General features: G+C 46.7%; 23 protein-coding genes. 2 read left to right on the top strand and 21 right to left on the bottom strand.

Annotation, left to right across the window (positions count from 1 at the left end; all coding sequences use genetic code 11):
- Positions 1-6: 6 nt before the first annotated feature.
- The 16 genes from LPA26_RS02315 to LPA26_RS02390 form a co-directional block, all read right to left on the bottom strand.
- Positions 7-1,434: a hypothetical protein gene (locus LPA26_RS02315; protein ID WP_229007169.1), complete on the bottom strand. Its 1,428-nt coding sequence runs from the start codon at positions 1,432-1,434 to the stop codon at positions 7-9.
- Positions 1,435-1,440: 6 nt separating this feature from the next.
- On the bottom strand, positions 1,441-2,493 hold the full coding sequence (gene pseI / locus LPA26_RS02320) for a pseudaminic acid synthase (RefSeq protein WP_229007170.1): 1,053 nt from the start codon (positions 2,491-2,493) through the stop codon (positions 1,441-1,443).
- Positions 2,494-2,496: 3 nt separating this feature from the next.
- Positions 2,497-4,011: a UDP-2,4-diacetamido-2,4,6-trideoxy-beta-L-altropyranose hydrolase gene (gene pseG, locus LPA26_RS02325; RefSeq protein ID WP_229007171.1), complete on the bottom strand. Its 1,515-nt coding sequence runs from the start codon at positions 4,009-4,011 to the stop codon at positions 2,497-2,499.
- Positions 4,012-4,788 carry an imidazole glycerol phosphate synthase subunit HisF gene (gene hisF, locus LPA26_RS02330; protein ID WP_229007172.1) on the bottom strand — a complete coding sequence of 259 codons (777 nt, stop codon included), beginning with the start codon at positions 4,786-4,788 and terminating at the stop codon, positions 4,012-4,014. It lies immediately after the preceding gene.
- A complete protein-coding gene (gene hisH / locus LPA26_RS02335; RefSeq protein WP_229007173.1) occupies positions 4,782-5,408 on the bottom strand; it encodes an imidazole glycerol phosphate synthase subunit HisH in 627 nt (208 codons plus the stop codon). Before hisH ends, hisF begins: the two co-directional genes overlap by 7 nt.
- The gene (locus LPA26_RS02340; RefSeq protein ID WP_229007174.1) at positions 5,405-6,553 is read right to left on the bottom strand and encodes an N-acetyl sugar amidotransferase; all 1,149 of its coding nucleotides are present in this window, start codon (positions 6,551-6,553) and stop codon (positions 5,405-5,407) included. The genes hisH and LPA26_RS02340 overlap by 4 nt, the downstream gene beginning before the upstream one ends.
- Position 6,554: 1 nt before the next feature.
- On the bottom strand, positions 6,555-7,190 hold the full coding sequence (locus tag LPA26_RS02345) for a pseudaminic acid biosynthesis-associated methylase (RefSeq protein WP_229007175.1): 636 nt from the start codon (positions 7,188-7,190) through the stop codon (positions 6,555-6,557).
- A gap of 49 nt (positions 7,191-7,239) precedes the next feature.
- On the bottom strand, positions 7,240-9,033 hold the full coding sequence (locus LPA26_RS02350) for a cytidylyltransferase domain-containing protein (protein WP_229007176.1): 1,794 nt from the start codon (positions 9,031-9,033) through the stop codon (positions 7,240-7,242).
- 37 nt (positions 9,034-9,070) lie between these two features.
- Positions 9,071-10,210, bottom strand: a complete 1,140-nt coding sequence (gene pseC / locus LPA26_RS02355) for a UDP-4-amino-4,6-dideoxy-N-acetyl-beta-L-altrosamine transaminase (RefSeq protein WP_229007177.1) — start codon at positions 10,208-10,210, stop codon at positions 9,071-9,073.
- A gap of 14 nt (positions 10,211-10,224) precedes the next feature.
- Positions 10,225-10,953 (bottom strand): SGNH/GDSL hydrolase family protein, encoded by a 729-nt coding sequence (locus LPA26_RS02360; protein WP_229007178.1) that lies wholly within the window; start codon positions 10,951-10,953, stop codon positions 10,225-10,227.
- The gene (locus LPA26_RS02365) at positions 10,946-12,229 is read right to left on the bottom strand and encodes a lipopolysaccharide biosynthesis protein (RefSeq protein WP_229007179.1); all 1,284 of its coding nucleotides are present in this window, start codon (positions 12,227-12,229) and stop codon (positions 10,946-10,948) included. Before LPA26_RS02365 ends, LPA26_RS02360 begins: the two co-directional genes overlap by 8 nt.
- Positions 12,230-13,327 (bottom strand): DegT/DnrJ/EryC1/StrS aminotransferase family protein, encoded by a 1,098-nt coding sequence (locus tag LPA26_RS02370; protein WP_305080453.1) that lies wholly within the window; start codon positions 13,325-13,327, stop codon positions 12,230-12,232.
- Positions 13,324-13,905: an acyltransferase gene (locus tag LPA26_RS02375; RefSeq protein ID WP_229007180.1), complete on the bottom strand. Its 582-nt coding sequence runs from the start codon at positions 13,903-13,905 to the stop codon at positions 13,324-13,326. Before LPA26_RS02375 ends, LPA26_RS02370 begins: the two co-directional genes overlap by 4 nt.
- Before the next feature lies 1 nt (position 13,906).
- Positions 13,907-14,959 carry a Gfo/Idh/MocA family protein gene (locus tag LPA26_RS02380; RefSeq protein WP_229007181.1) on the bottom strand — a complete coding sequence of 351 codons (1,053 nt, stop codon included), beginning with the start codon at positions 14,957-14,959 and terminating at the stop codon, positions 13,907-13,909.
- 6 nt (positions 14,960-14,965) lie between these two features.
- On the bottom strand, positions 14,966-16,249 hold the full coding sequence (gene tviB, locus LPA26_RS02385; RefSeq protein ID WP_229007182.1) for a Vi polysaccharide biosynthesis UDP-N-acetylglucosamine C-6 dehydrogenase TviB: 1,284 nt from the start codon (positions 16,247-16,249) through the stop codon (positions 14,966-14,968).
- Between the two features lie 127 nt (positions 16,250-16,376).
- A complete protein-coding gene (locus LPA26_RS02390) occupies positions 16,377-18,407 on the bottom strand; it encodes a UvrD-helicase domain-containing protein (protein WP_229007183.1) in 2,031 nt (676 codons plus the stop codon).
- 129 nt (positions 18,408-18,536) lie between these two features.
- On the opposite strand from LPA26_RS02390, the gene LPA26_RS02395 reads away from it, so the two are divergent.
- A complete protein-coding gene (locus LPA26_RS02395; protein WP_229007184.1) occupies positions 18,537-19,802 on the top strand; it encodes a GGDEF domain-containing protein in 1,266 nt (421 codons plus the stop codon).
- Between the two features lie 26 nt (positions 19,803-19,828).
- Here LPA26_RS02395 and ylqF read toward each other — a convergent pair whose 3' ends face one another.
- A complete protein-coding gene (gene ylqF / locus LPA26_RS02400; RefSeq protein WP_229007185.1) occupies positions 19,829-20,776 on the bottom strand; it encodes a ribosome biogenesis GTPase YlqF in 948 nt (315 codons plus the stop codon).
- A 170-nt stretch (positions 20,777-20,946) separates the two neighbouring features.
- Positions 20,947-22,020: a YdiY family protein gene (locus tag LPA26_RS02405; protein ID WP_229007186.1), complete on the bottom strand. Its 1,074-nt coding sequence runs from the start codon at positions 22,018-22,020 to the stop codon at positions 20,947-20,949.
- 280 nt (positions 22,021-22,300) lie between these two features.
- On the opposite strand from LPA26_RS02405, the gene LPA26_RS02410 reads away from it, so the two are divergent.
- Entirely contained in the window at positions 22,301-23,137 is an 837-nt protein-coding gene (locus LPA26_RS02410; RefSeq protein ID WP_229007187.1) for an SAM-dependent methyltransferase, read from the top strand.
- A 98-nt stretch (positions 23,138-23,235) separates the two neighbouring features.
- Here LPA26_RS02410 and LPA26_RS02415 read toward each other — a convergent pair whose 3' ends face one another.
- The 3 genes from LPA26_RS02415 to pqqA form a co-directional block, all read right to left on the bottom strand.
- The gene (locus LPA26_RS02415) at positions 23,236-23,928 is read right to left on the bottom strand and encodes an OmpW family protein (RefSeq protein WP_229007188.1); all 693 of its coding nucleotides are present in this window, start codon (positions 23,926-23,928) and stop codon (positions 23,236-23,238) included.
- A 182-nt stretch (positions 23,929-24,110) separates the two neighbouring features.
- Positions 24,111-24,485 (bottom strand): hypothetical protein, encoded by a 375-nt coding sequence (locus LPA26_RS02420; protein WP_229007189.1) that lies wholly within the window; start codon positions 24,483-24,485, stop codon positions 24,111-24,113.
- A 210-nt stretch (positions 24,486-24,695) separates the two neighbouring features.
- Positions 24,696-24,767 carry a pyrroloquinoline quinone precursor peptide PqqA gene (gene pqqA / locus LPA26_RS14310; RefSeq protein WP_081624291.1) on the bottom strand — a complete coding sequence of 24 codons (72 nt, stop codon included), beginning with the start codon at positions 24,765-24,767 and terminating at the stop codon, positions 24,696-24,698.
- Positions 24,768-24,852 lie beyond the last annotated feature (85 nt).

A 24,852-nucleotide genomic window follows, 5' to 3' on the forward strand; every position in this document is an offset into this window, starting at 1 on the left:
AAATCCCTATACATTTCTCAAATGCTTTCTGGCAAAGTTGTGGTAATTATCCTGCCATCCACTTGCCCATATGTTTTCAGCCTGGCCTGCAGCTATCAATCCCTGATCTGGTTGTAGTATTTTTGCGAGCAGGTCTTCTTTATCGGTAAACGACTCAAAAGGGTGATGCGGAAAATAGAAATTGGACTTTGGGGTATCCCAGATTAAAACGCGGTCTACCAAACCAACAGCTTCAAACAGGCCGGTTGAAACTTCATTAATGACCACATGCGCATTTCTAAATGAATCGTAAATGTCCAGTCGTGAGTCTATGCTGAGCTTATCCAGGCTAGTCGATGACAATATTTCATTCAGCTTCTGCCGTTCTAAGGGGTGCGGCCTGAAAACGACTTTGAATGCGGGCAGGTTTTTGGATAAAAAAACCGCCAGCTCAAGGTACATGCCAGTCTCTATGCCATCTCCCAGAACCAGGATCTCATTTTTATGCACTTGCCCGGCAGAAGTCGCAGCCAGTCTTTCTGATCTGTGTGGGTTGCCGATCGCTGTCTTTTCAACTGGCAGGTTGATATATTGATGCCACCATTCGCCGTAGCTTAACAGGGCATTTGGCAATAGCGACTGATAGTCGCTGTCTGTGATTAGTCTGGCACCATGGTTATAGGCATCGTGTCCGGCATTGATGGCACCATGCTGGTATTCAGCCACATAAATGCCCATTTCCCTTGCTGTATGGTTAATGACAGCGGAATGCCCATAACAGGCTTCTTCTTTTATCAGCAAGGTCGGTTGCAGTTTAGCCAAAAGTGCCTGATAGAACTGTTTTCTGACCGGCAGGATGGCGATCTTTTTCGATAGTCTGCGTTGTACCAGCTGGTAAATGTGTTCTGGCAAAGCGATGCCAAGCTTAAGCTTAAGGTTGGTTGTGAATATATCAAGCAACTGCTTTGCCAGCGACACATGCTTATGCGTCACTTTCAAGTTTGAGTATATAGACATTTTTACCTGGGTCGGTGTGTGGTACATCACCTTGTTGTTCGCCCTGTTTTCGGGCCAGTTCCAGTTGAATAAATCTTCAATGACCAGCGTATTTTCATGATGTTGCAATGCAAAATAATCGCTAAGCCGATTAAACAGCTGGCCATTTTTAGTGATCAGGCCAGCACCGGTCGCCATCAACAGGATAGGGCTGGTTTTTGCATTAAATGTCAGGTTGTGCCACGCGGCTTTCAATAGCGCGCTCACGGCTTTTGTCCGGCTCTGCACCTGTGGCGACAGGTTTATCAAAGAAGCGGTTTTATATACCTGTTCAGAAATCACCCACTGGATGACTTCCTGGCGAACCAATGGCCATAATAAAAGCCCGGTCTGAGGGCACCTGACATCGAGCAAGGCTGAGTCATTCTCGACTTCAAGAATATCTTGCAAACTTATCATGGCTGATTAGATGAGATCCCAGCTGAGCGGCGTTCCTCGTGGACAGTCTTTAGTTAATGTCTTGCCCAGAAATACAGATAAATACTTTGGTGCCAGGCCCAGCCCCGGTCTTATGGCTCTCAGATTCGCTGGAGAAAGTACATCACCAGCTTTCATGTCTTGCACAATGTAAAGTGTACGGCGGAATTGTAGTGATTTTTTTTCTGCAGCAGTGACACCATAGCTTACTTTTCCAAGCGCTTGCCAGGCGCGTTTGCTTTCAATCACCAGTTGCGCCATTTCAGCCGGTTCCATTGAAAAAGCGCTATCTACGCCGCCTTCAGAGCGGTCCAGTGTAAAGTGCTTTTCAACCACAGTGGCACCCAGGGCGACGCTGGCAACTGAGACACCTACGCCCATGGTATGGTCCGAGAGCCCCACCTCACAATTAAACAGAGTTCTGAGGTGTGGGATGGTTAGAATGTTGGTGTTCTCTGGTGTCGCAGGATAAGTGCTGGTGCATTTCAATAAGATCAATTGCTCACAACCTGATTCGCGTGCTGCACGCACAGTGTCGTCCAGCTCGGCGATCGAGGCCATGCCGGTCGAAATGATCAAAGGCTTTCCAGTAGCCGCCACCTTGCGGATCAATGGCAGATCAGTGTTCTCGAACGAGGCGATCTTGTAGCAGGGCACATTGAGCGACTCGAGAAAATCGACAGAGGTCTCGTCGAAAGGTGTGCTAAAGGCGAGCATGCCCAGCTCTGCGGCTTTGTCAAAGATAGGCTTGTGCCATTCCCACGGTGTATAAGCTTCGCCGTAGAGCTTGTACAAAGACGTGCCATTCCATAAGCTGTTTGCATCAGCGATATGGAATTCTCTTTCGTCCAGATCCAGTGTCATGGTATCCGGTGTGTAAGTCTGGATCTTGAGCGCATGCGCCCCGGTTTTGGCTGCGGCCTCAACGATCTGCAGGGCGCGGTCCAGGGACTGGTTATGATTGCCGGACATTTCAGCGATCACAAAAGGCGGGTGGCCGGCACCGATCGGGTGGTGGCCAATAAAAAAATCTTGTTTCATGTTTTAGAGTACTTTCTCATAGCTTCTGGAGACAGGCTTGTAACCGGCATGCGTGAAAAAACGCTGTGAGATGCTGTTTTCTTCAATGACGTTTGCCTTGATCACAGAAATATTTTTCTTATTAGTTTTCAACCATTGTTCAGCACTGCTCAGAAGTGATTGCCCCAAGCCTTTATGTTGGGCTTCTTGTATTAAATAGATGGATACCTCGGCTGAGTTGCCATCTATATCGAATCTTACAACACCCACCGGGTTTTCTTTCAATTCACCTATCAGTAATAGTCTGTCCGGATTGGAAAGTGTGTTCCTGAACCATTGTGTATGTTGTTCCAGGGTAATAGCCTGCTGGTTAAAAGAAACCGCTCTGATTTTTGGATGATTTCTCCACTGGTACAGGTCATGCTCGTCTGAAATGGTTGCCAGACGCATATCCAGATGCGTGGTGGTGAGCAGGATACGCGCTACTTTTGTTGCGCCTGCACCATCTACCAGTGTTGCAGAGTTCACTGAAAGCAGGTGGCGCAGGGCCTGATTGTCTATTAAAGCCTGCACATGCATCTGTATCTTCAGCGGCGCTATATCATGGCTGTCAAACGAATAAACCATACCGGTCTGAGATAAATCATTTAATTGTGCGATCTGGTGCTCTGCAATGGCGATGCTGATAGTGGGCAATTTGAGGCATGCACGCTCCCAGACAGCACCACCGCCGGCACCGATAGACAGGTCAGCCTTTAGCATTAACTCTGCCATGTTCCTGGTCTGTATGTGTAAAGTAAAGCCGAATTCGGCACAAGATAAGATCAGTGCTTTGCGCGCAGGGTGCTGAGCGCCTATCACAACATCTACGGACCAGTCGCGGTCTTGTATATTTGATAATGCCAGCACGGCTTTACTGGTGAAATCAAACTGATCTATGCCACCAAAAAAAACCAGTATCGATTTCACACTGCCGTTTCGAATGTCTGCCAGGCTCCTGCGTGCTTTAAATTCATTTCTTAGCAGCGCATATTCGGGACCTGTAAGCATGCGGCAGCCTTCGGGCACCAGGCGCTCATATCTATTGTGCTGGTCAAGATAAAAATTCTGATCAAATAATATATCGCAAAAGTGTTCCCGGTCGGCGAGGTCATCAATGACCATGATTTTCCTGGCTGCCGGACGCATGATTGTTTCCCAGGATTTGTCCAGCGCGTAATGGTCTACAATAATCCAGTCAAAAGTATCATTTTTAATGACGTTCAAGGTCGCCGCAGCATCTTCAGTCTGCGATATGTCAAGCCAGTGAGAGTGGGGTAATACAGAAGTATTTTTTTCGCTGATCTCTGGAATATGGTCCAGTAGCGATACAGTAAAGCCTTTGGCCAGCAACATGCTTTGCAGGTTGTCTGGCAAATGCCTGCATGCAAAATGCACACTAGCGCCTTGCGCTTTCAGCTCTTCAGCCAAAGTACTGCATCGCATAACATGCCCGGTGCCTATATCGGCAGATGCATCGGTACGAAACAGGATTTTCACTTAGGGGTAGCTCACAAAGTTTTCTCTGATAGCAATACCTGCTGCTTTCATTGCCTGTTTTGCGCCAGCAGGTGTCTGTTCAGTGAAATGAAAAATGCTGGCAGCAGCCACAGCCGAAGCGCCGGCCTGGGTGACGATATCTATCATGTGCTGGTAATTGCCAGCGCCTCCTGATGCAATGACAGGCACATTGACTGCCCGTGTCACTTGCTCAGTGAGCGCCAGGTCGTAGCCTTGCATCGTGCCATCCCGGTCTATCGAGGTGAGCAGTATTTCTCCCGCGCCACGATCAACCAGTTCACGCGCCCAGTTAACCGGATCTTTGCCTGTATCAATGGAGCCGGCATGGCTGCAGCATTTGTAAAGTCCGTTAGCATCGAGTTTGACATCTATGCTAGCTACTACACATTGCGCACCAAATTTTGCGGCAACCTGGTCGATCAGGTTCGGGTCTGTGTAAGCTTGGGTATTGATAGCTACCTTGTCAGCACCTGCATGAAGCAAATGCAGTACTTCATCCAGGCGCGTGATGCCTCCGCCCACTGTCAGGGGTACAAAACATTCTTCAGCGAAATCTGCTACTGACTCGTGGTCCGGCGAATTTTTCTCATTGGATGCGGTGATATCCACCACAATTAACTCATCCACATCTCTGGAATTATAAACTTTGATGGCTGGTAATACGGCACCCACCCGGCGCCAGCTATCGAAACCAACGCCTTTGACCAGGCCAAAATCCTTCCACAACAAGGTTGGAATGACTCTTACTTTTAACATGCTGCATACGCCATAAAGTTTTTAAGCAATTGCCTGCCAGCCTTGGAACTCTTTTCAGGGTGAAATTGGCAGCCAAATATATTATCTTTAGCAACAACTGCGGACAGTGAGCTGCCATATTGAGTAGTTGCCAGCAGATCTTCACTGTTTCTGGTTTTAAAGGCAAAACTATGTACGAAGTAGAAGTCTGAACTATCGGGGATATGCTGGAACAACACATGGTCGGCAGCTTGGTAATGCACTTCATTCCAGCCCATATGTGGTACGCGTTGATCACAACCCAGCTGGTCGATTCTTTTCACTGTGCCTGCAATGAAACCTAAGCCCGCAGTTTCCACTCCTTCATCACCGACATCGGCCAGCATTTGCATGCCTAGACAGATACCAAGTAAAGGTTTTTTTTGCTGCAGCACGGTTTCTTGCAAGGCTACTACCCAGCCACCTTTGGTCAGGTGAGACATACCCTCAGGGAAAGCGCCCACACCCGGCAAAACGATCCTGTTGACTTCGTACAAGGTGGATGGGTGATTTGCAATCACGACCTCTGCACCAACCTCTTCAAAAGAGCGCCGTACGGAACCCAAATTGCCCATCCCGTAATTTATGATCGCGACTTTCATGCGTTGTCGTAATTGATTTTCTCTAAATTGCCGTATTTATCTTTAATCAGGCTGCCTGAAGCATCTTTCTTAAAAATCTTTTTGTTTGTGAACTTGTCACATATTTTGATGAATTCATCGACCGTCATATCCAGTGGCTCCAGAATTTTCTCAATCGGCTTGCCCAGGTATGTCCATGGGAATTTACCGTCACGCGCCTTGACGATTTCAAGTGCATCCTGGCGGGTGATCCGGTTGCGTCGCACATGCAGGCAGGCAATGTCGGTTGCGCGAGAAAAGCCGAATTTAAGGTATTTGAAATAATCATGGATACCGGTCTGGTGATTATCCAGATTTTCGTAGTTGACCATACTGCCTTCAACCGGCTGATCAAAAGTGACGAATCCATTCGCTTGTGCAATCAAAGCATTGGAGAGCCCATCCCACGGTAGATAGTGGCCCAGGAACAGCCCGGTCACGCCCACGCGTTGTAATTCTTCATCACTAGGATATTGGTAAGGCAGAAGATGTCTTGCTTCAATGCCATAGCTTTCAGTCAGATCGGCCACACGCATGCCCAGCAGGCCGCCGAACTCCTCAAGCCAGCGTCTGGTCAAGGTGTTGTTATCCGATGCTGCGGCAGGTCCACCATATTCATTTTGAGGGTTTTCTCCCCAGACGATCAATGGCACGTTGTATTGAACGGCTGCGCGCACTGGGATGGTGAAAATACCTACATGCTCGGGCCAGGAGATATCGCCCACTTCCACCAGCCCGATTTTATTCAGTTTCGCCCTGACCAGCGGGTTAGGGGAGAACTCAACATAATCTACGCCGAGTTTTTTTATGTTCTCTATGTTTTTTCGACCGATCTCTGACAGGTCACAGGTAGTAGAGGTCACGCACAATGGGTTAAGCCCCAATTGAAGCATGCGTATCACCTGATAAGTACTGTCTTTGCCACCGCTCACCGGCACGATACAATCCCAGTTGGTGCCATTCTTGCGGTATTTTTCGAGTACTGTCAGTAGTTCCTGGTGCCTTTGGTCCCAGTCAACTTCTTTTCTTTTTTCAATTGAGCGACATGCATTACATATACCTTCTTCATCAATATGAAGGTCCGGCTTAGTGTGCGGCATTACGCAACGTACGCAATATTTCAGCATATCAACCCTTTTTTTCCATCAAAAACCAAGTGATATCATCTTGCGGGAAGGATGGGTCGCGTTTATACGAGAATCCGTAATCAATGAGTTTCAGGTCACTAAAAGTATCTAGCATCTCACCCGCAAAATCACGTTTGAACAGACGGTCTGTATGCCCCCTGTAGTTAATGCTCACGGGTGATGGGTTGTAATACTCGCATACCAGTATGTATCTGTTTGAAGCGTCGTAAAGCTTTTGATAGACCTTGCTTAACATCTCTGGATTAATGTGGATAAGTACACCTTTAATCAAAGCCAGGTCAAATTTTTGCGTTGCCGGATATTCAAAGATAGATCCTTCAAACACATTTGATTCGCCTATCACTTGTGAAAGCTCCTTAGCGGCATCCGGATTAATTTCAATCGCATTAAGCAGTGTCTTGGGGTAGAGCAGCTTGAGCGCCCGTAAATTCATGCCGATATTGGCACCAAATTCAATACAGGTGTCGATGTTGGCTACTCTTGCAAGTGCATTACTGAAGAATTTCAGATTAGACGCCAGTAACATCTCTCCCTGGTTACGAGATATGTAATCGGAGCCGAAGCTGCCTGCCCAGAACGCTTCTTGCTCTGTCGAAAATTTTTCGTTTTCTTTCATTTAAATATCGTTATCCCTAATTTAGCTTAATGGAGTTGAATGTACCGATTCAGGTTTTTTGTATTCTTGTAACCTGATTTAATTTGTCGATTAAATCCTGATCAGTCTTATATTTTAAAACTAGATGTGCATTTAATGCCGCTAATTCTTTATTTTTATCTAATATACTGAATACGTTCTCAAGGGTTGCTTCCTTGTTTTCAGAATCGAGCTGTTCAAATAGTTTTTCAAAAAGCTCAAGATCTTCCGGGTAGTCCAGCGTCAATCTGTAATCCCTGACCAGTTGCTCAGGTAAATCAACCAATTCTACTTTAAAAATATCCGGATTATTTTGCATATACCAGGTCATGTATTCCGAGTATTGCGCGCTTCCTAAATAGCTGATGACTCGTCTTAGTGCTTCCGTATTATAAATCTCGCACGCTGTACCCACGGCAAAATTTTTGGCAGCCGTATAGTCTGCACCTGTCTGGAAGTGATGTGTCAGCAAGTATTCTGCGATTTCTGAAGAAACGACAGGGCAATCTGCGGTTACCCTGACGATGACGTCAATATCATAAAGGTCGCATGCACCCAGATACCTGTGTATGACATCGTCAGGATCACCTTGCCAGAATTTAACTTTCTGATCTAGTGTGTAGTCGGAAAGGACTTTATCTTCTTCAATAGTCGATGTGGCGAGTATGACTTCCTGGACATCTTTTATGCGTGAGACATTTTTTAAGCAGCGTTCTACCGAAGGAATACCATGAATCGGCAAGATGGCTTTATCTTTCAAGCGCGTGGATTTCATTCTGCAAGCGACGATAGCCGCAATTCTCGCCGGTTTGAAATGTGATGCCTGGATCACATCTCCAGCTTCTAAATTCAGGCTCGTCACTTTTTTGTCGAACTGTATGTCTGTGATCTGTTTGAATGTAATGCCGGTCGCAGGTGTGCGTCTGAAAATAATATCAGCTTTGGATAACAGGCTGCCAGCCGCCACAGGGTGTTTCAAAACAGGGATCTGAACTGTTTTTTTCAGGTAATTTTCCTCGGCTTCACTGATAAATGAGCCGTGCAAAATGCTTTCTGACGAACTGATCCTGTCCGCTAAGGTTTGCATTTCTGCTAAATGCAGAGCTGAGAATTTATCATATTTGGCACTGCTTCTGTCCAGCGTAATGTGCTTTTCAATAATGGAGCATCCTGAAGAAATGCCTAATAGCGGTAAAATTGTAGCCCACTCACTTTCAGCATCGACATGATCAGCAAGGCATATCCGGTATTGGGGGAATGCAGCTTTGATGATGGCTATTTTTTGTAATCCAGAGTCTTCTAGTTTAGTCGGATATGCTTGATATCCGATTTGAAGCACGATCTCAGCTTGTGGGGCAATTAAATTAAACTGTTTGATGATCGATTCGATCTGTGAGATTTCAAAGCCAGAAATATTCAATATCAGCAACTTGGCCGTGAGGTCTATCCCTTGAATCGCTGATATCACTTCCTGATTATCCAATACCGATGCCTGCAGCTTGATGCCGCGTAGCAGTTCAGTATTGCCAGCAAAGATCTCTACGCCATAAGTGTCAAAAATGTCTAATAAAACACCTGTGAAGTATTTATTTGATAGCTGGATGATATCGCGCCATTTTTCAGCGGTCAGTAACAGCTCTTTATAAACGTTGTACCACTCGTAGTCTGCTGTCGCTATCCTGTCAGGATGGAATGGTTGAAATTTTATGTACTTTTCACTGTATTTAACATTGGCGAATTCGTGAACGGTTTTTTCCAATAATGCATAATCTCCGCCATGTGCATTTGCACATTCAAAAATCAGAGGTAGTGTGTTTTTGCTCATAAATTTTCTATTTAAAAACGCTTAAGAAGATAGAGTATCAGGACAGGTTGTTTTTAAGGAAAGACACGATCAACGCCTGGTCATTATGTGATAAGTCAAAAAATAAAGGGATACTGATCGCCTGGTGAAAGTACTCTTCAGCGTTGGGAAAGTCTCCCCATTTAAAACCTAAGGCTTGATAGTAGGGTTGTGTATGTACTGGTATGTAATGCACCTGAACCCAGATATCAGCCTGTCTGAAAGCATCAAACAGTTTTTTTCTCTGGTTCTTTTCAACCCTGATAGGGTAAAGGTGCCAGGATGAGTCCTCTGATTGAGCAGGCCTGGTCACCGGAAGGTCCTCAATGAGCGTGTGATAATGTCTCGCCAGCGCTCTTCTTTTGGATACAAATTCAGTAAGTCTTTGCAATTGGCTGTATCCCAGCGCCGCCTGTAGATTGGTCATCCGGTAATTAAAGCCGAGTTCCAGTTGCTGATACTCCCAGGCGCCCTCAGCGGGTTTAATTAAATGCTCTTTTCTTTGGGCAATCCCATGGCTACGCAAGCGTGCCAGACGGTCAGCCAGCTCTGGTTGATTAGTGAGCGCCATGCCGCCTTCAGCGGTAGTGATGATTTTGACCGGGTGAAAGCTGAAAACAGTAATATCGCTATATTCGCTGGCGCCTACAGGCTTCCCATCATATTGCGCACCGATCGCATGTGATGCGTCTTCAATAATACGAAAGCCATACTTTTCTGACAGTGTATGGATCGCCTTCATGTCACAAGGCAGCCCGGAAAAGTGTACGGGAATCACTACTTTTGGTAATCGACCAGTTTTCTCAGCGGCTTCCAGTTTTGTTTGCAGCGCACTTACACTCATATTGAGCGTAGCAGGATCAATGTCAACGAAATCTACATCAGCACCGCAGTACCTTGCACAGTTTGCACTTGCGACAAACGTATTCGGGCTGGTCCATACTATGTCACCGGCTTTTACATCCAGCGCCAGGCAGGATATATGTAAAGCTGCAGTCGCATTGCTGACTGCAATTGCATATTTGGCCTGACAATGATTTGCCACTGCAGATTCAAAATGAGCAATTCCCGGCCCCTGGGTCAGCCATTCCGAGCGAAGCACTTCTACAACAGCAGATATATCTGCTTCACTGATATTTTGTCGGCCATATGGAATCATAATTATCTCTGGATTTAAGCTGGGGTATTAAGGTGTTTTCTGGTTTCTGGCTTGATTATTTTTAATAGCTCTTGATTAAGCCAATGATGAGCATCCTTGGTAATGTGATAGCCATCATCAAGCAGAAAATCTGGTCTTTTTAATGTTTCGTTATAAAAGTCTAAAACTATAGCATCGTTATCTTTGGCAATGACGTCCAGGCAGTTGTTGTAGTTTTTGATGATTTTCTCTATCTCAAAATTCCTGGCTTGCAGCTGCTTTCCTGGATGGGGAATGTTGACGAAAACTATTTTACAAGCAGTTTTTTCAACAAATCTTTCCAGATTTTCTTGCCACGCATTTAAAGGAACAAACTGAATCAGTTTCTTTTGCGTGAGTGAGTATCTGTTTCTGGAGTGATAGGAGATGATCAGTTTGCCTAATTTGCTCAGCAACTTGACAGACATCATCGCGCGTATCAGCAGGCGTTGGTAACGACCAAAGAGTCTGGGCATGCAGTCAACAATGCCAAGAAAATACACAATAAGGTCCGGCTTGATGGAGTCTAGCGTTTCAGATAAGTAGTTTATCGAGATCGCATTTTGCGAGGAATTCGCTCTACAAGACGCATTCAGGACAAAATAATCATAACCATCGCTATTTAACTCTTGCTGGAGAAGGTAGGCATATATATCTTCATGCGCGATACCCTGGTCTGGTCTCACCATAGAGAGCGAGTCGCCTACGATAAGTACTTTATTCATGATTGACCTTAGCCGGGAAAAAGTAAAGCCATTTCATCGGGTAAACACGGGAAGAAAATAACCAGGTAAAAACAAACATTAATATAGACGATATCAAGACTGCCTGAGCGGCACCTATCAAGCCATTAGTGTGAATTAACAGATACAGCAAAGCACAATGTATCAGGCTGACTGTCAAAGTGATGATAGATAACAAGTGTGTTTTTCCAACGAACACTATATAAAGTCCAACCAAATAATATAAACCAGAAAACATGCCAGCATAAACTAACCATGGCACATAAGTAATCGATGTATTGAACTTGTCACCAACGATGAGTGGCAGTACAAATGGCAAAACAAAAATGTAGAGGGTGCTTATTAAAAACAAAAAACCAAAAATCCAATAGGTTTTTTTAACGATGCCTAATTTTTCTTCTTCATTATTCGTTTGTAATTGTCTCATAAGCTCGGGTGAGTAAGACTTGAGCAGCCCATCAACAATAAAATTAATAATCAACGATACTTGCAGCGCCACTGTGAAAATCCCAACCTGACTGGTATCCAGAATTTTGGCTATAAAAAACCTGTCAGACATCGCCATGACTAAGCCGCCAATCACATGGGGAATGAGTGGAACTCCAAAAAGTAATGCTTTCCTGGTATATGAACGATCACCTCTCCAGGTAATGGCCTGGTCATTCTGCATTGATAACAATGCCAGAGCACAAAAAAACAATGATGAAAGCACTATGCCAAGAGCACGCCCCTCCCAACCCATGAACAGCCAGAATACCAGTGCGAGTGACAGTGAGATATTAAAAACAGTTTGTGAAACCTGCGCAATGCTGTAATGCAACGCTTGTTCTTTTACCTGCCACAAGGTTAACCTGATATTGATGATGAATTGTGCTGCCGAGGCAACAGTGGCTATTAATAGCCAGTGCTTGGGAATATGAAGGAATTGCGATAGTTGGTCGGAAAACAGATATGCGATCAACAAGGTCAGGGATGTGCTGCCAATTAGAATCTGCACACACGAGCCAACAAAGCGCGGGTGGTTGATCGATTTATTGAAAAAATTAACGCTGACTGCGCCATGGATACTAAGGCCGGTGAATGCTCCCAGAATTGAAATCAACAGGCTGATCAATGTCACTAATCCATACTCCTCGGGAGTAAAGACACGTGTCAATACCGGTAAAAGCAAGAATGGGATCGCACCATTGAGCACATTCGCCAGGGTGTAAAGGGCTGTGTTGCCAAATACACGGGACTTGAACACGGTTTTAAGCATTTAAACGGTCAATGCTTTGGATAGCGCTTCCGCAATGGTATTTTGTGCGTTACCGTCCAGATCAGGTGACATGGGCAGGCTCATCACTTGTTGTGCTACTTTATTCGCCACTGGCGTAGGCTCTTGAGAGCACAGGTTTTTATAAGCGGGCTGTTCGTTTAAGGGAATAGGGTAATGTACCGCCGTTGGAATGCCTTGTTCGTTCAGCGTTGCCTGGAGTTGTTCCCTTGCGTCTGTAAACACAGTGTATTGTGCATAAACAGAGGTGCGGTCAGGGCGTTGGGTGACCAGGCGCACTTTGTCACTTAACAGTGCATTGTAGCGTTGACCTATCAGTTGGCGCTGCTCGATCTCCCAATCAAATCGCTCCAGTTTTGCGAGCACGATCGCACATTGCAAGGTATCCATTCTGCCGCCCACGCCGATTCTGGTATGCACGTACCGTTTGGATTGGCCATGTACCCGGATCTCGCGCATGGCCTGGGCAAGCGCATCGTCATTGGTGAAAATCGCACCGCCGTCACCGTAGCAGCCTAATGGTTTGCTCGGGAAAAAGCTGGTGCAGCCTATGGTTGATAAGTTGCCGCTTTTTCTGCCTTTGTATGTAGCGCCGAAACTTTGTGCAGCGTCTTCAATGACAGGTAGCTGGTATTTTTCAGCAATCAGGTTGATCTCGTCCATATCTGCTGGCTGCCCATACAGGGAGACTGGCATGATGGCTTTGGTTTTGGCCGTGATGCGGGCTTCAATGAGCGATGCGTTTATATTGCAGGTGTCTGCTTCGATATCAACGAAAACAGGTATGGCACCAAGCAGCACAATGACTTCTGCGGTTGCTACAAAAGTGAATGGGGTAGTGATGATTTCATCACCTGGTTGTATATTGAGTGCCATCAGGCTGATCAGCAGTGCTTCTGTACCTGAAGCGACGGTAATGCAGTGTTTGGCCGCTGTGAACTCTTCCAGCTTTTGTTCCAGCTCGCGGACTTCCGGCCCCATGATGTATTGACCATGTTCAAACACACGGTTGATCCTTGCCTGGATCTGGGTCTCCAGTGCGCGATATTGTGTTTTGAGATCAATAAACGGAATGGTCATTTTTCAATACATTCAAGGTTGTTGCCGTTGAGCTTGTATCGCTCGCCGGTATGTGGGCAGGTATATTCACTGTGGCCGGACAAGGGCAGGGGAATGCGCTCGCCATGTTTGCTCATCCAGCCTATCTGTCTGGCGGGGACGCCTACCATCAAGGCATAGTCGGCCACATCATCTTTAATCACGGCGCCCGCACCTATGAATGCGTAAGCACCTATCGTTACGCCGCATACGATAGTCGCGTTTGCACCTATGGTGGCACCACGCTTGACCAGGGTATTACGGTATTCATCTTTTCTTGAAATGAATGAACGAGGGTTGTAGACATTGGTAAATACCATGCTTGGTCCACAAAATACGTCATCTTCCAGTGTGACATTGTCGTATACCGAGACGTTGTTCTGGATTTTCACATTGTTGCCAATGACCACCTTGTTGCCGACGAATACGTTTTGGCCTAATGAGCAGCTACTGCCGACCTGCGCCTGACTACAAACATGTACCCAGTGCCAGATGGAAGTGCCTTCACCTATGCTGGCGCCTTCATCAACAATGGCTGTTGCATGAATAGAAACGGCCATGCTAGTAATCCAAAGGGAAACCGACACGTTTGCCATCACGGGCGGAGAGGTAAGTAGCAATCAACACTTCCAGAGATTGTAATCCCGCTCTGCCATCGGTTTCCGGCGCAGCTTCGCCACGCATGACCTTGATGACATTCTCGTAATACATGGGGTGACCTAAACCATAGACCGAAGTGGTCTGATAGTTGCTGTCATGGATTTTTGCATCTTCCGGATCAGGTTCGGCAAACTCCCAATGCTGGATTTCATTGACTGCCACGCCACCAACGCGAACTGTGCCTTTTTCACCGAGAATGGTGATTGAGCCCTCAAAGTTTTTAGGGTAGGTTAGCATAGTCACATTCATTGAACCCATCGCACCTGAGCGCCATTTCAGGCTAAGCACGCCGGAATCTTCGGCATCAATTTTTCTTTCAAGAGTGGCCGTGTACGCATGCAGGCTTTCCAGAGGACCAATCAGCCATTGCAATAAATCGACATAATGGCTGGCCTGGTTCATAAAAGCGCCGCCATCAGATTCCCATTTGCCGCGCCAGCCGCCTTGGTCGTAATAAGATTGCGGACGTGTCCAGAACACATTCACATTCACCATGTAAATTTTACCGAAACGCTGTTTTTCCATTGCGCTTTTCAATAATTGCAAGGTCGCGTTACGGCGGTTCTGTTTGACAACAAACAGATGCACGCCAGCTTGATCGCAAGCTCTTACCATGCGTTTGCCATCTTCCCAGCGGGTAGCCATGGGTTTTTCGGTAATGACATGTTTGCCAGCTGCTGCGCATATGACCGCCTGGTCAGCATGCAAACCGCTAGGCGTAGTCAATATAACGATATCCGCCGTTGTAGTGGCTAACATGGCGTGCAAATTCAGATGCGGAGTCGCGCCTGTTTCCTCCGCTGCAGCCTTGAGTGCAACCGGGTCAATATCGCATATATCCACTAATTCAGCTTGAGCTGACAGTTGCTTGATGGATTCAAAATGGTTTTTTGAAATGCGGCCGCAGCCAAGCAGGGCAAAACGGACTTTTCGATCAATAATGGGGATGTGCATATTGGGTCATAGCCTGAATAGGGTGAAGCCTGAGCACTGGCTCTGTTCCTTCGAATAAAGTCCTTTAATATCACCTAACACTGGGTTCTTCTGAATGCAGAGGTTTCTTAGTGCAGCGGGTTCAAGTTTTCGGTATTCGTTATGGCCGACGGCTACAATCACAGTGTCAACATTTTTGACTTCATTGTATGCGGTGAGCTGAATGCCATATTCATGAGTCACCTCTTGAGCATCTGCCCATGGGTCAGCAACGACAACTTCAACACCCCAGGATTCCAGTTCCCTGATCAGGTCAATTACTTTGCTATTGCGGATATCCGGGCAGTTTTCTTTAAATGTAATGCCTAACACGGCTATTTTACTTTTTGAAACGTCAATGCCGTTCTTTACCATTAGCTTGATGACATTTCTGGCTGCATATCTGGCCATATTGTCATTGATTCTTCTGCCGGCAAGAATGACCTGCGGGTTATAACCAATTTGCTCTGCTTTATGCGTCAGGTAATAGGGGTCGACACCAATACAATGTCCGCCAACCATGCCTGGCCTGAAAGGCAGGAAATTCCACTTGCTGCCAGCGGCTTCAAGCACTTCTAGCGTATCTATTCCCAGACGATTAAAAATGACTGATAACTCGTTGACCAGCGCGATATTCAAGTCGCGTTGCGTATTTTCAATCACTTTGGCTGCTTCAGCCACTTTGATAGAGGTGGCAGGGTAGGTTCCGGCAGTAATAATTGAGCGATAAAGCTCATCTACTTTTTTTGAAATCTCCGGCGTAGAGCCACTGGTGATTTTTTTGATTTTTGTGAGGGTATTGACCTTGTCGCCGGGATTAATACGTTCAGGGCTGTAACCACAGTAAAAGTCCTGATTAAAAGTTAATCCAGAAAACTTTTCCAGAATGGGTACACATACTTCTTCGGTACATCCAGGATAAACAGTAGATTCGTAAATAACGACACTGCCTTTGGATAAAGCTTTGGCAACCGTCTCGCTAGCTTTCTCAAGCGGTGTCAAGTCCGGCCGATTCGCACTGTCGATAGGAGTTGGGACAGTCACTATGAAAATTGAGCATTCTCTCAGTTTGGACTGATCTGTCGTGTACTCAAGGAGCGTTGCTTCTTTTAACTGCTCAGGGGAAACTTCGAGCGTGCTGTCTTTTGCGTTTCTTAATTCATCCACTCTGTGAGAGTTAATATCAAAACCCACCACAGGACGTAACTTGCCAAACTCAACCGCCAGTGGAAGGCCGACATACCCCAGCCCAATGATTGCTATTTTGTTCATTTTAATAATTATTAATGGAAAATCTGTTAAGGATTGATATCTGAACTTAACCAAATGCCTGATAGCTGGAATTATACATAAGGTTGATGCCACTTCATGTAAATAACTTTACACTGCCAGCAGTTTGCTAACTCCCCTGGCTTTTATTCAGCATCGCCTTGATATTCGCCATCTTGCTTTTGCCATATTCCTTACTGACAGGCTCACCGGAGTCGTTAAACGGGTTGCCAAAGTGTTTAACGTCATCTTTGGGTAATTCAGCGATAAAGCGGCTGGGCTCACAGGCTTGCATTTCCCCAGCGCGTTTGCGTTTTTTGCACCAAGTGATGTTGAGGGATTTTTGCGCGCGGGTGATGCCTACGTACATCAGGCGGCGTTCTTCTTCTATCTGGTCGTTATCTATGGATTCACGGTGTGGCAGTATGCCGTCTTCGCAGCCGATCAGGAACACGTGACCATACTCCAGGCCTTTGGAGGCGTGCAGGGTGGATAGTTTTACCGCGTCCGGTTCACCGTTTTCTTTACCTTCCAGCATGGTGATGAGGGCGACCATTTGCGTGAGTTCGAGCAAGTTTTTGCCGTCTGATTCGTTGCCGTATTCAGTTGAGGCTTCGCCTTTTTTACTAAGCCAGGCGACAAATTCCAGTACGTTGCTCCAGCGTGATTCTGCCGCACGTGCTTCTTCGCCGTCATACAAATAGGTCTCGTATTGGATGGCATTCAGCAGGTCGTTCAGTACTTCGTTGGCAGGGTCTTTAACAGCCCGGGTTTGCAGGTTCTGGATATAGCGACAGAAAGTGAGCAGGTCATCGAGTTGTTTCGCTCCGATATCGTGCTGGAAACCCCCTTCAAACGCCGCGGCAAACAGTGACAGTTTGTGTGCACTGGCGTATTCCCCAAGTCTTTCCAACGTGGTGTTGCCTATGCCTTTTTTCGGCGTGGTGGCCGCGCGGATAAAGGCCGGGTCATCATCTTCGTTGGCAATCAGGCGTAAATAGCTGGTGATGTCTTTAATTTCGGTTTTGTCGAAGAAGGATTGTCCGCCAGAGATAGTGTAGGGAATCTTGTGGTTGCGCAGGAATTTTTCCATCACTCGTGCCTGATGGTTGCTGCGGTACAACACCGCATAATCTTTATAGGTTGTGCGATGCTCGAATTTATGCGCCTGCAACTTCATCAGTACGGTTTCGGCTTCGTGTTCTTCGCTTTGCGTGGCGGTGACGTGTATCAGTTCGCCTGTACCGAGGTCGCTCCAGAGTTTTTTCTCAAACAACTTCGGGTTATTGGCGATCACGCTGTTGGCTGCACGCAGAATACGTACTGTAGAGCGGTAGTTCTGTTCCAGTTTGATGACTTTGAGTTTGGAGAAGTCTTTGGTCAGCTGGCGCAGGTTTTCAACGTCCGCACCGCGCCAGCCGTAAATTGCCTGGTCATCGTCACCCACCGCCGTGAATTGGCCGCGTACACCCGTCAGTTGCTTGATCAAGCGATACTGGCAGGCGTTGGTATCCTGGTATTCATCAATCAGCAGGTATTGCAGTTTGCGTTGCCACTTATCCAGTGTTTCGCTGTGCTGGTCGAAAAGCTCAACCGGGACTTTAATCAGGTCATCAAAATCCACCGCCTGATAAGCGCGCAGGGTTTGCTGGTAGAGCTGGTAAACGCGCGCGGCGGCATGGGTTAACTCTTCATCCGCCTGTGATTTGGCCTGGTCAGGATTTACAAACGCGTTTTTCCAGCTGGAAATCTGCCATTGTGTTTTGCGCAGTAATTGCTTATCTGTGGTCGCCAGGATATCGCTGAGAATTTTAAAACTATCAGAGGAATCCAGAATGGAGAACTGCGGTTTGTAGCCGAGCAGGGCGGCTTCCTGGCGTAGCATTTGCAGGCCCAGGGAGTGAAATGTGGTCACCGTTAAACCTTTGCCGCTTTTACCTTCCAAAAGCGGTGACACGCGCTCCTGCATCTCACGCGCGGCTTTATTGGTAAAGGTGATGGCGGCTATCTGCGAGGCTTTGTAATTGGCCTCGTTAACCAGATAGGCGATCTTTTGCGTAATGACGCGGGTTTTGCCGCTGCCGGCACCCGCGAGCACCAATAATGGTCCATCAAGGTAATGAATCGCTTCGCGCTGAGGAGGATTTAACAGGTGCTGCATGGAACTTCTACTGGTTGGAGAGAGACAATCAAAGAAAGGAATTAGCCTGTATGGACTATTTAAGCCCTTAATTTATATGGGTATAGTCTGGATACCATAGTATTATTCCCTATCAGGTAAACTAAAACTTTGACCTTCCCTTTGCTAGACCTCAATAGTGTCATTCTATCATCAATCGGCCTCACCTTTACTTTGGTTCTGGTCCTATTGGTATTTGGCGCTTACCAGCAAAAGTCATTAATCATGCATTGGGTGCGTGGTTTGGGCATGATGGGCGTTGGTCTTTGCATCTATTTTATTCCCCTGATCGCATCTAATCCTGGACAGAGCATTGTTTATGTAGCTGCCTCGATGACATTGTTTGCACTTGGCGTCAGCATTTATGTCAATGGCATACGCATGCTGCGTGGCTATCGCGTTTATCGCTATCGAACCTTGCTAGTGATGACGACATTGCTGGCCTGTAATGCTGTCATGCTCAATATGCATGCTGCAGAAAAGTGGATAGTACTCTCTAATTTGCTGGTCCTGGTATGGGTATTTTCTTATGGCAGCCGTAGCCTGATAGGCCATGGCCTCGATTTCGTCGCGCAAGTGTTCTGGCTCTGTTGCAGCCTGTTTGGTGGCATCAGCCTGATGCTGGGATTTTTCGCAATAGAAGTTGCAGTATCAAATGAGGCAGCACTGTTGTCGTTCATCCATTGGCCGGTGCATGCTTATCTGACGACAGCGATAATGCTGGTCCTCACCATCGTCACCAGCCTGTTACTTCTGGTAATGAATATTCGTACCCAGGCTGGGCTACAGGCTATTGCAACGCTGGATGGCTTAACCGGCGTATTGAATCGCCGTGGTTTGCAGGAGGCTGCTAATCGTATGCAGGCCGTTTCACAGCGGATCACCTTGCCGATGGGTATGCTGATTGTGGATCTGGATTACTTTAAAAAAGTGAATGACGTTTACGGCCATCTGGTTGGTGATGTGGTGCTGAAATCGTGCGCCGGCAATATACGTGCAGCACTACGCGGTGGCGATGTAATCGGGCGTTATGGCGGCGAGGAGTTTTGTATCCTGCTGCCTAATACTGGCGAGCAGGAAGCCATGGTGCTGGCTGAGCGTATCCGCAGAACAATAGAAGTCACCCCAGTAAGTATTGCAGGTGTGGAAAGTATGAGTGATGATACCCATGCAATTAAATGTACAGTCAGTGTCGGTGCGGTTAGTTCCGAAACGGTGGGTTATGCGCTGGAAAGCATGTTTGCAGCGGCAGACCAGAATCTCTATAAAGCCAAGCAAAATGGCCGTAACAGAGTGGCCAGTAATATTGAGTTATTGATGACGCAACCGCCAGCCATGGGCAAACCTGTCAAACGTAATGCCAGCGTCATAGCTTAAAACGAAGTAGATTAAAACATGACTCTTCAGGAGGCGTCTGTTTCTGCGTCAGCTTCTGTTGAGTTTTCAGCTTCATTGTTGATTTTTTCTGGTTTGGCGGCGGCCAATGCGATCATTTCAGCACGGCTTTTGGGTGATTCTAGACTCACCCTGCCAATTGCGCCGCCACGATAATCAGTCAGGAATGCCATTGCCGTGCGCTCCATATCCCATTGCCCGTCATTACGCTTGTAGGCTCTGCGTTTGGCAATCGCCTGTAACAGGTCTATCCCATCTATCTGTTGCACATCCAGTTTCATGGCATCCAGTTTGTAACGAGTATTGATTAATGCCGGGTATTGTTTCAAAAGTAAGTTGCCAAGAAACTCTGCTATATCTTCATCAATCACGGCATTGCGACCAATGGCATGGCTTGCGGCCAGCATATAGCCATCCGATTCATATTCGATCTTGGGCCACATCATGCCAGGCGTGTCCGTGATGCTTTGATTGTCACCCAGGTCGAATCGCTGCTGGCTTTTGGTGACCGCGGGCTCATCACCGACTTTAGCGGCGCGGCGGTTGAGCAGGGCATTCATCAATGTGGATTTACCAACGTTAGGAATGCCCATGATCATCATACGCAAAGGTTTGAGAGGTGAGCCACGATGCGGTGCCAGTTGACGGCACAGGCCAGGTATTTTTTTTGCGTCACCGGTTTTTTTGCATGAAAGGGCAACCGCCTTGGTATTAGGTTGGCTATTAAAGTAATTGAGCCAGGCTTGTGTGATTTGCGGGTCGGCTAAATCAGCTTTGTTGAGGATTTTCAGGTTGGGGCGCTGGCGGAAGTTACGCATCTCTTCAATCATGGGATTGTGGCTGGCAGCAGGTACACGCGCATCCAGTACTTCAATCACCACATCGATATGCTCCAGGGTTTCCTCTGCCTTTTTGCGGGCTGAGGTCATGTGTCCCGGGTACCATTGTATCGCCATATTTTTGCTCCATCATTCCATCAAAAAATACGGTGTTTTCACGCTGTGCCGTACTTCAACTCTCGCTCCGGCACATTTTTTCTGATTGCAAATGTTGCAATGGCCAACGCTACGATTGGCCATTTTAACATTCAAGCGTGCAACTCGCTAAATTTCGTCAGGCTTGAAACTTACTTCCAGGTATACCCGAGTGTGAACAACGCCCGCGTGTCACCTTTTCTGCGATCATCTGCCGGGCGGGTGTCCAGGTTGTAATCCAGTTGAGTGGTTGCGCTCAAGCCCATAATAAATGGAAAGCGTAAGCCAGTTGAGCTGTAAAGGAGGATTTGTGAAGGTGCACGTGGGGTATACAACACTTCGTGGCGATGAAATGCCTGGACGAAGGAATTAAACAGGAACTGGTTGTAGTTAACGGCCCAGCGAATGGCTGCATGGTCCTCATCTTGCTCCTGGTAGAAGTCCTGATCGATCCACGACAGACCGCCTTCCAGCGACAGATTGAGTTTTTCTCCTTCAAATAGCTGGTAACCGGTACCCACACCGTACTGGCTGCGTAATTTGATGTCCCTGAACCGGTCTTTTTCCTGGATGGTATTCAGATAGGTAAACCATTTTTTTGTAAAAAAGTGGTCATACTGTCCACGTACACGCATATTGTTCTGGGTTTGTTCACCGTTATCTTCTGCCCAGTATGCGTAACCCTGCGCGGTATACCTGTCTTCCAGGCCGCGCGTGATAGATTCGCCGTTGAACTGCATATTTCGGTTTTTGCTATTGCCGTTATTGAACGCACCGCCCAGGTTAAGGTTGCCGCTCCAGACATAGCCTTCACCAATCAGGTCTTTAGAAGGGTTGATATATTGAATTTCTGACAGTTCAGTATCGACTAATTCTGTTTTAGCGTCTTCATCCAGAATGGCCTGGCCGTTCTCACCATGTTTCAAATAGCCAGTCACAACACTCTGGTCAGATAGCATCATAGTGTACGGTTTTTCCGCATCGATACTTAAAATGTCCGCCCAATTCAATTTGATTTCACCCGCGTACGAAGTATTGATCACTACTTTATCGGTAATTTTCACCACCAGGGTGCCGGTGATTTTATCGCCGTTTTTCATCCAGACACTGTCTGAATATGCACTGCCGGAAAACAATGTGATTAACGCAATTAAACTGTACAGAAGGTAATTCAGCTGTTGTTGTTGTTGATGATTAAGGGCCTTGCTGGCAACATTTAAAAACATTCATTCTCCCTTATTAATTGAATAGCTGACGTGAAACCTGGCGAGTGAAGCACTTCCAACAAGCTTTTCTGGCAAAGTTGAAGTAGATTAAGATTCACATGGCATCAGCGCATGGCGCTAAAATTGACCAACCTGATAGGGTAGTCAGCAAAAAAACGCGTGAGTTCCCGATATAAGTTCCTGAGTAAGCCAGTCAACAACAATGACAATCCAGTCATTTATGCTGAGTCGCTCATTTATTGCTAGACTACTGGATTAGTATTTTAAAGCAGCAATTCGTATGGTCAAAACAATTTTGCCGCCCGAGGTCAAACCGGGCCAATCCATTCCTTTATTGCAGGCATTGCACATCCTGACGCGCGACGGCAAGCTTAACCAGGATAGCCGCCGTAAACTCAAGCAGGTGTATCACCTAGTTAATTTTATCGAGCCGCTGATGCAGTCAGTCATGACAGCACAGCCAAATCCAGTGCTAGTTGATCATGGTGCCGGTAAGTCCTATCTTGGCTTTATCCTCTACGATTTATTACTGAAGCAGCATTCTGGTGGCCAGGTAATCGGTATTGAAAACCGCGCTGAGCTCATAGAAAAATCCCGCCAGCTAGCCAGCGAATGTGGCTTTGAACGCATGCAGTTTGAGCCATTGACCGTGGCGGATGCCATGAGCTCGGAACAATTGCCGGCAAAGGTGGACATTGTCACCGCACTGCATGCCTGTAATACCGCCACCGATGATGCCATACAGTTTGGCCTGCAAAAGCAGGCGCAATACATGGTGCTAGTGCCCTGCTGCCAGGCAGAAGTGGCTGAAGTGATGCGTCAGCATAAAGCGGATTCCCTGGCAAAAACCTTGTTGAGTGAGCTCTGGCGTCACCCGATCCATACCCGTGAATTGGGTAGCCATGTGACCAATGTATTGCGCTGCCTGGAGCTGGAAGCGCATGGCTATCAAGTGACTGTGACAGAACTGGTAGGCTGGGAGCACTCAATGAAAAACGAACTGATTATTGCCAAATTCACTGGCCAGAAAAAACGTAGCGCGCTCGAGCGTGGCCAGCAACTGTTGGAGCAACTGAATTTAACCAGCCTGGCCAGCCGATTTAATTTCCAGGGTTGATGACGTTGTTTAATATCTAGTCGTAATAACCATAAAAAAAGCCCCTAGTATCAGAGGCTAAATAGAGCCATTGGGCCCAGGGAAGAGACTTCAACAGTTTAAAAGCGTTTACCAACTCCGACACTGATTACCCATGGATTGACATCCAGTGAGTCAATCTTGGTCCAGCCACCCGCGGTTTTCAGTTTTACGTCGGTATCTATCCAGAGATATTTGACGTCAGCATTCAACAGCCAGCCATCTTTTAAATTCACATCGAAACCAGCCTGCAATGCCGGGCCAAAGCTGGATCTGTCAATTTTAATGTCCGTTCCTGCCAGCGGACCCTGGCTAAGTTCCAGTTTACGATCCAGCATAAAGGTGGCGTTAATCCCTGCACCTACATACGGATCAAATGTCTGATCGGGATTAAAGTGCCATTGCGCAGTTAGGGTTGGTGGCAAGGCATCAATACTACCTAGCCTTTGATTTGGCACTACTGCGCCTGGCTCTTTGCTGACACTGACATCGTGTTTGGAACCCAAGGCCAGAATCAGTTCAGTAGCAATGTTTTTGGTCCAGTAGTAGCTGATATCCAGTTCAGGGATAGTATTGCTATCAACTTTCAGCTCGGCGCCATTCGACATTGCGCCAGCGGCCACATTTCTATTCACATACTTGCCTAAATCGCTGCTTTCATTGGGGCTGATATTGGTAGCGCGCAGGCGGACTACCCAGTCGCCTTGTTCGGCCTGTACCTGTATGGCGGGCAACAAAGCTGCCAACATAAAACTGATTGCTGTTTTTTTCATTGTGATCACTCCATTTGCTTTGGTGTTGCATTGAACTTGATGGCATTGTAGGAGTGACAGACAAAGCAGGTATTGACCCAAATCAACTAACTAGTGAGTGATTCGGGTCGATCAACAACGATGGGTGAGATTAAAAAAGAGAGGTGTTTTAAAGGTTTTGAGGAGTAAATCAGACTCAGTATTTAATAACTGCTGCGTTCTTTCCATGCCTCATCCAGCACTTTGGATTTTTGCTCGAATACGGCTTTTTTGGCTTCCAGATCGCGTTCAGTCTGCGCTTTTTCGTTCTGGTATTGTTGCAGTCTTTCCTGTTCCTTGGCAATCAATTCCTCTTGCGATTTGATGCGCTGGTTCAAGTCATTCAGCTTGCTCATGGCATCGCCAACAGCATCACGGGCAGATGCCGCATCTTTCTGTTCCGGCAGGATGCTTCTGGCCATTACTGATTGACTAAAAACAGTCATCGCCACTGCTGCGAACATGAATGAAGCAATTAGCGAATAAGTAACAACAGATGAAGCGAGTGGTGATGTAGCAGCGTTTTGTTTTAAGCGCATGTATAACTCCGTGAGTATAAGAACAAACTCTTTAGTAAATTTATCTTGAACACAATTGTACTTGCGTATGCAGCATTAGCAAGCCATTGTTTTTTAGTAACCCAGCTGTGCATAAGGTTCCTGATTGTATAGCTGGTTAATGCTTAAGGGCGACGGCCAACAAAAAACCCGCCTAACTGGCGGGTTTTTTGTTAAATCAGCGTTGACTGATTATTTGTTCATAACGTACATAGTTACTTCAAAGCCAAAACGCATTTCAGTAGCAGCTGGTTTAGTCCACATGATAATCTCCTTTTGGTTGTTAAGTGCATCTGAGCGATGTACTTGTATGACTCTCACTATACGCACCTGTTTCAAAATCGTCCTG

The organism is Methylophilus sp. Leaf408 (genome assembly GCF_916856905.1).
GTDB lineage: Bacteria > Pseudomonadota > Gammaproteobacteria > Burkholderiales > Methylophilaceae > Methylophilus.

What these genes read in the sequence shown, in the direction of transcription:
- LPA26_RS02315 (WP_229007169.1), bottom strand. Translation starts at nt 1,434, where the DNA reads ATGATAAGTTTGCAAGATATTCTTGAAGTCGAGAATGACTCAGCCTTG.
- pseI (WP_229007170.1), bottom strand. Translation starts at nt 2,493, where the DNA reads ATGAAACAAGATTTTTTTATTGGCCACCACCCGATCGGTGCCGGCCAC.
- hisF (WP_229007172.1), bottom strand. Translation starts at nt 4,788, where the DNA reads ATGTTAAAAGTAAGAGTCATTCCAACCTTGTTGTGGAAGGATTTTGGC.
- hisH (WP_229007173.1), bottom strand. Translation starts at nt 5,408, where the DNA reads ATGAAAGTCGCGATCATAAATTACGGGATGGGCAATTTGGGTTCCGTA.
- LPA26_RS02340 (WP_229007174.1), bottom strand. Translation starts at nt 6,553, where the DNA reads ATGCTGAAATATTGCGTACGTTGCGTAATGCCGCACACTAAGCCGGAC.
- LPA26_RS02345 (WP_229007175.1), bottom strand. Translation starts at nt 7,190, where the DNA reads ATGAAAGAAAACGAAAAATTTTCGACAGAGCAAGAAGCGTTCTGGGCA.
- LPA26_RS02350 (WP_229007176.1), bottom strand. Translation starts at nt 9,033, where the DNA reads ATGAGCAAAAACACACTACCTCTGATTTTTGAATGTGCAAATGCACAT.
- pseC (WP_229007177.1), bottom strand. Translation starts at nt 10,210, where the DNA reads ATGATTCCATATGGCCGACAAAATATCAGTGAAGCAGATATATCTGCT.
- LPA26_RS02360 (WP_229007178.1), bottom strand. Translation starts at nt 10,953, where the DNA reads ATGAATAAAGTACTTATCGTAGGCGACTCGCTCTCTATGGTGAGACCA.
- LPA26_RS02365 (WP_229007179.1), bottom strand. Translation starts at nt 12,229, where the DNA reads ATGCTTAAAACCGTGTTCAAGTCCCGTGTATTTGGCAACACAGCCCTT.
- LPA26_RS02370 (WP_305080453.1), bottom strand. Translation starts at nt 13,327, where the DNA reads ATGACCATTCCGTTTATTGATCTCAAAACACAATATCGCGCACTGGAG.
- LPA26_RS02375 (WP_229007180.1), bottom strand. Translation starts at nt 13,905, where the DNA reads ATGGCCGTTTCTATTCATGCAACAGCCATTGTTGATGAAGGCGCCAGC.
- LPA26_RS02380 (WP_229007181.1), bottom strand. Translation starts at nt 14,959, where the DNA reads ATGCACATCCCCATTATTGATCGAAAAGTCCGTTTTGCCCTGCTTGGC.
- tviB (WP_229007182.1), bottom strand. Translation starts at nt 16,249, where the DNA reads ATGAACAAAATAGCAATCATTGGGCTGGGGTATGTCGGCCTTCCACTG.
- LPA26_RS02390 (WP_229007183.1), bottom strand. Translation starts at nt 18,407, where the DNA reads ATGCAGCACCTGTTAAATCCTCCTCAGCGCGAAGCGATTCATTACCTT.
- ylqF (WP_229007185.1), bottom strand. Translation starts at nt 20,776, where the DNA reads ATGGCGATACAATGGTACCCGGGACACATGACCTCAGCCCGCAAAAAG.
- LPA26_RS02405 (WP_229007186.1), bottom strand. Translation starts at nt 22,020, where the DNA reads ATGTTTTTAAATGTTGCCAGCAAGGCCCTTAATCATCAACAACAACAA.
- LPA26_RS02410 (WP_229007187.1), top strand. Translation starts at nt 22,301, where the DNA reads ATGGTCAAAACAATTTTGCCGCCCGAGGTCAAACCGGGCCAATCCATT.
- LPA26_RS02415 (WP_229007188.1), bottom strand. Translation starts at nt 23,928, where the DNA reads ATGAAAAAAACAGCAATCAGTTTTATGTTGGCAGCTTTGTTGCCCGCC.
- LPA26_RS02420 (WP_229007189.1), bottom strand. Translation starts at nt 24,485, where the DNA reads ATGCGCTTAAAACAAAACGCTGCTACATCACCACTCGCTTCATCTGTT.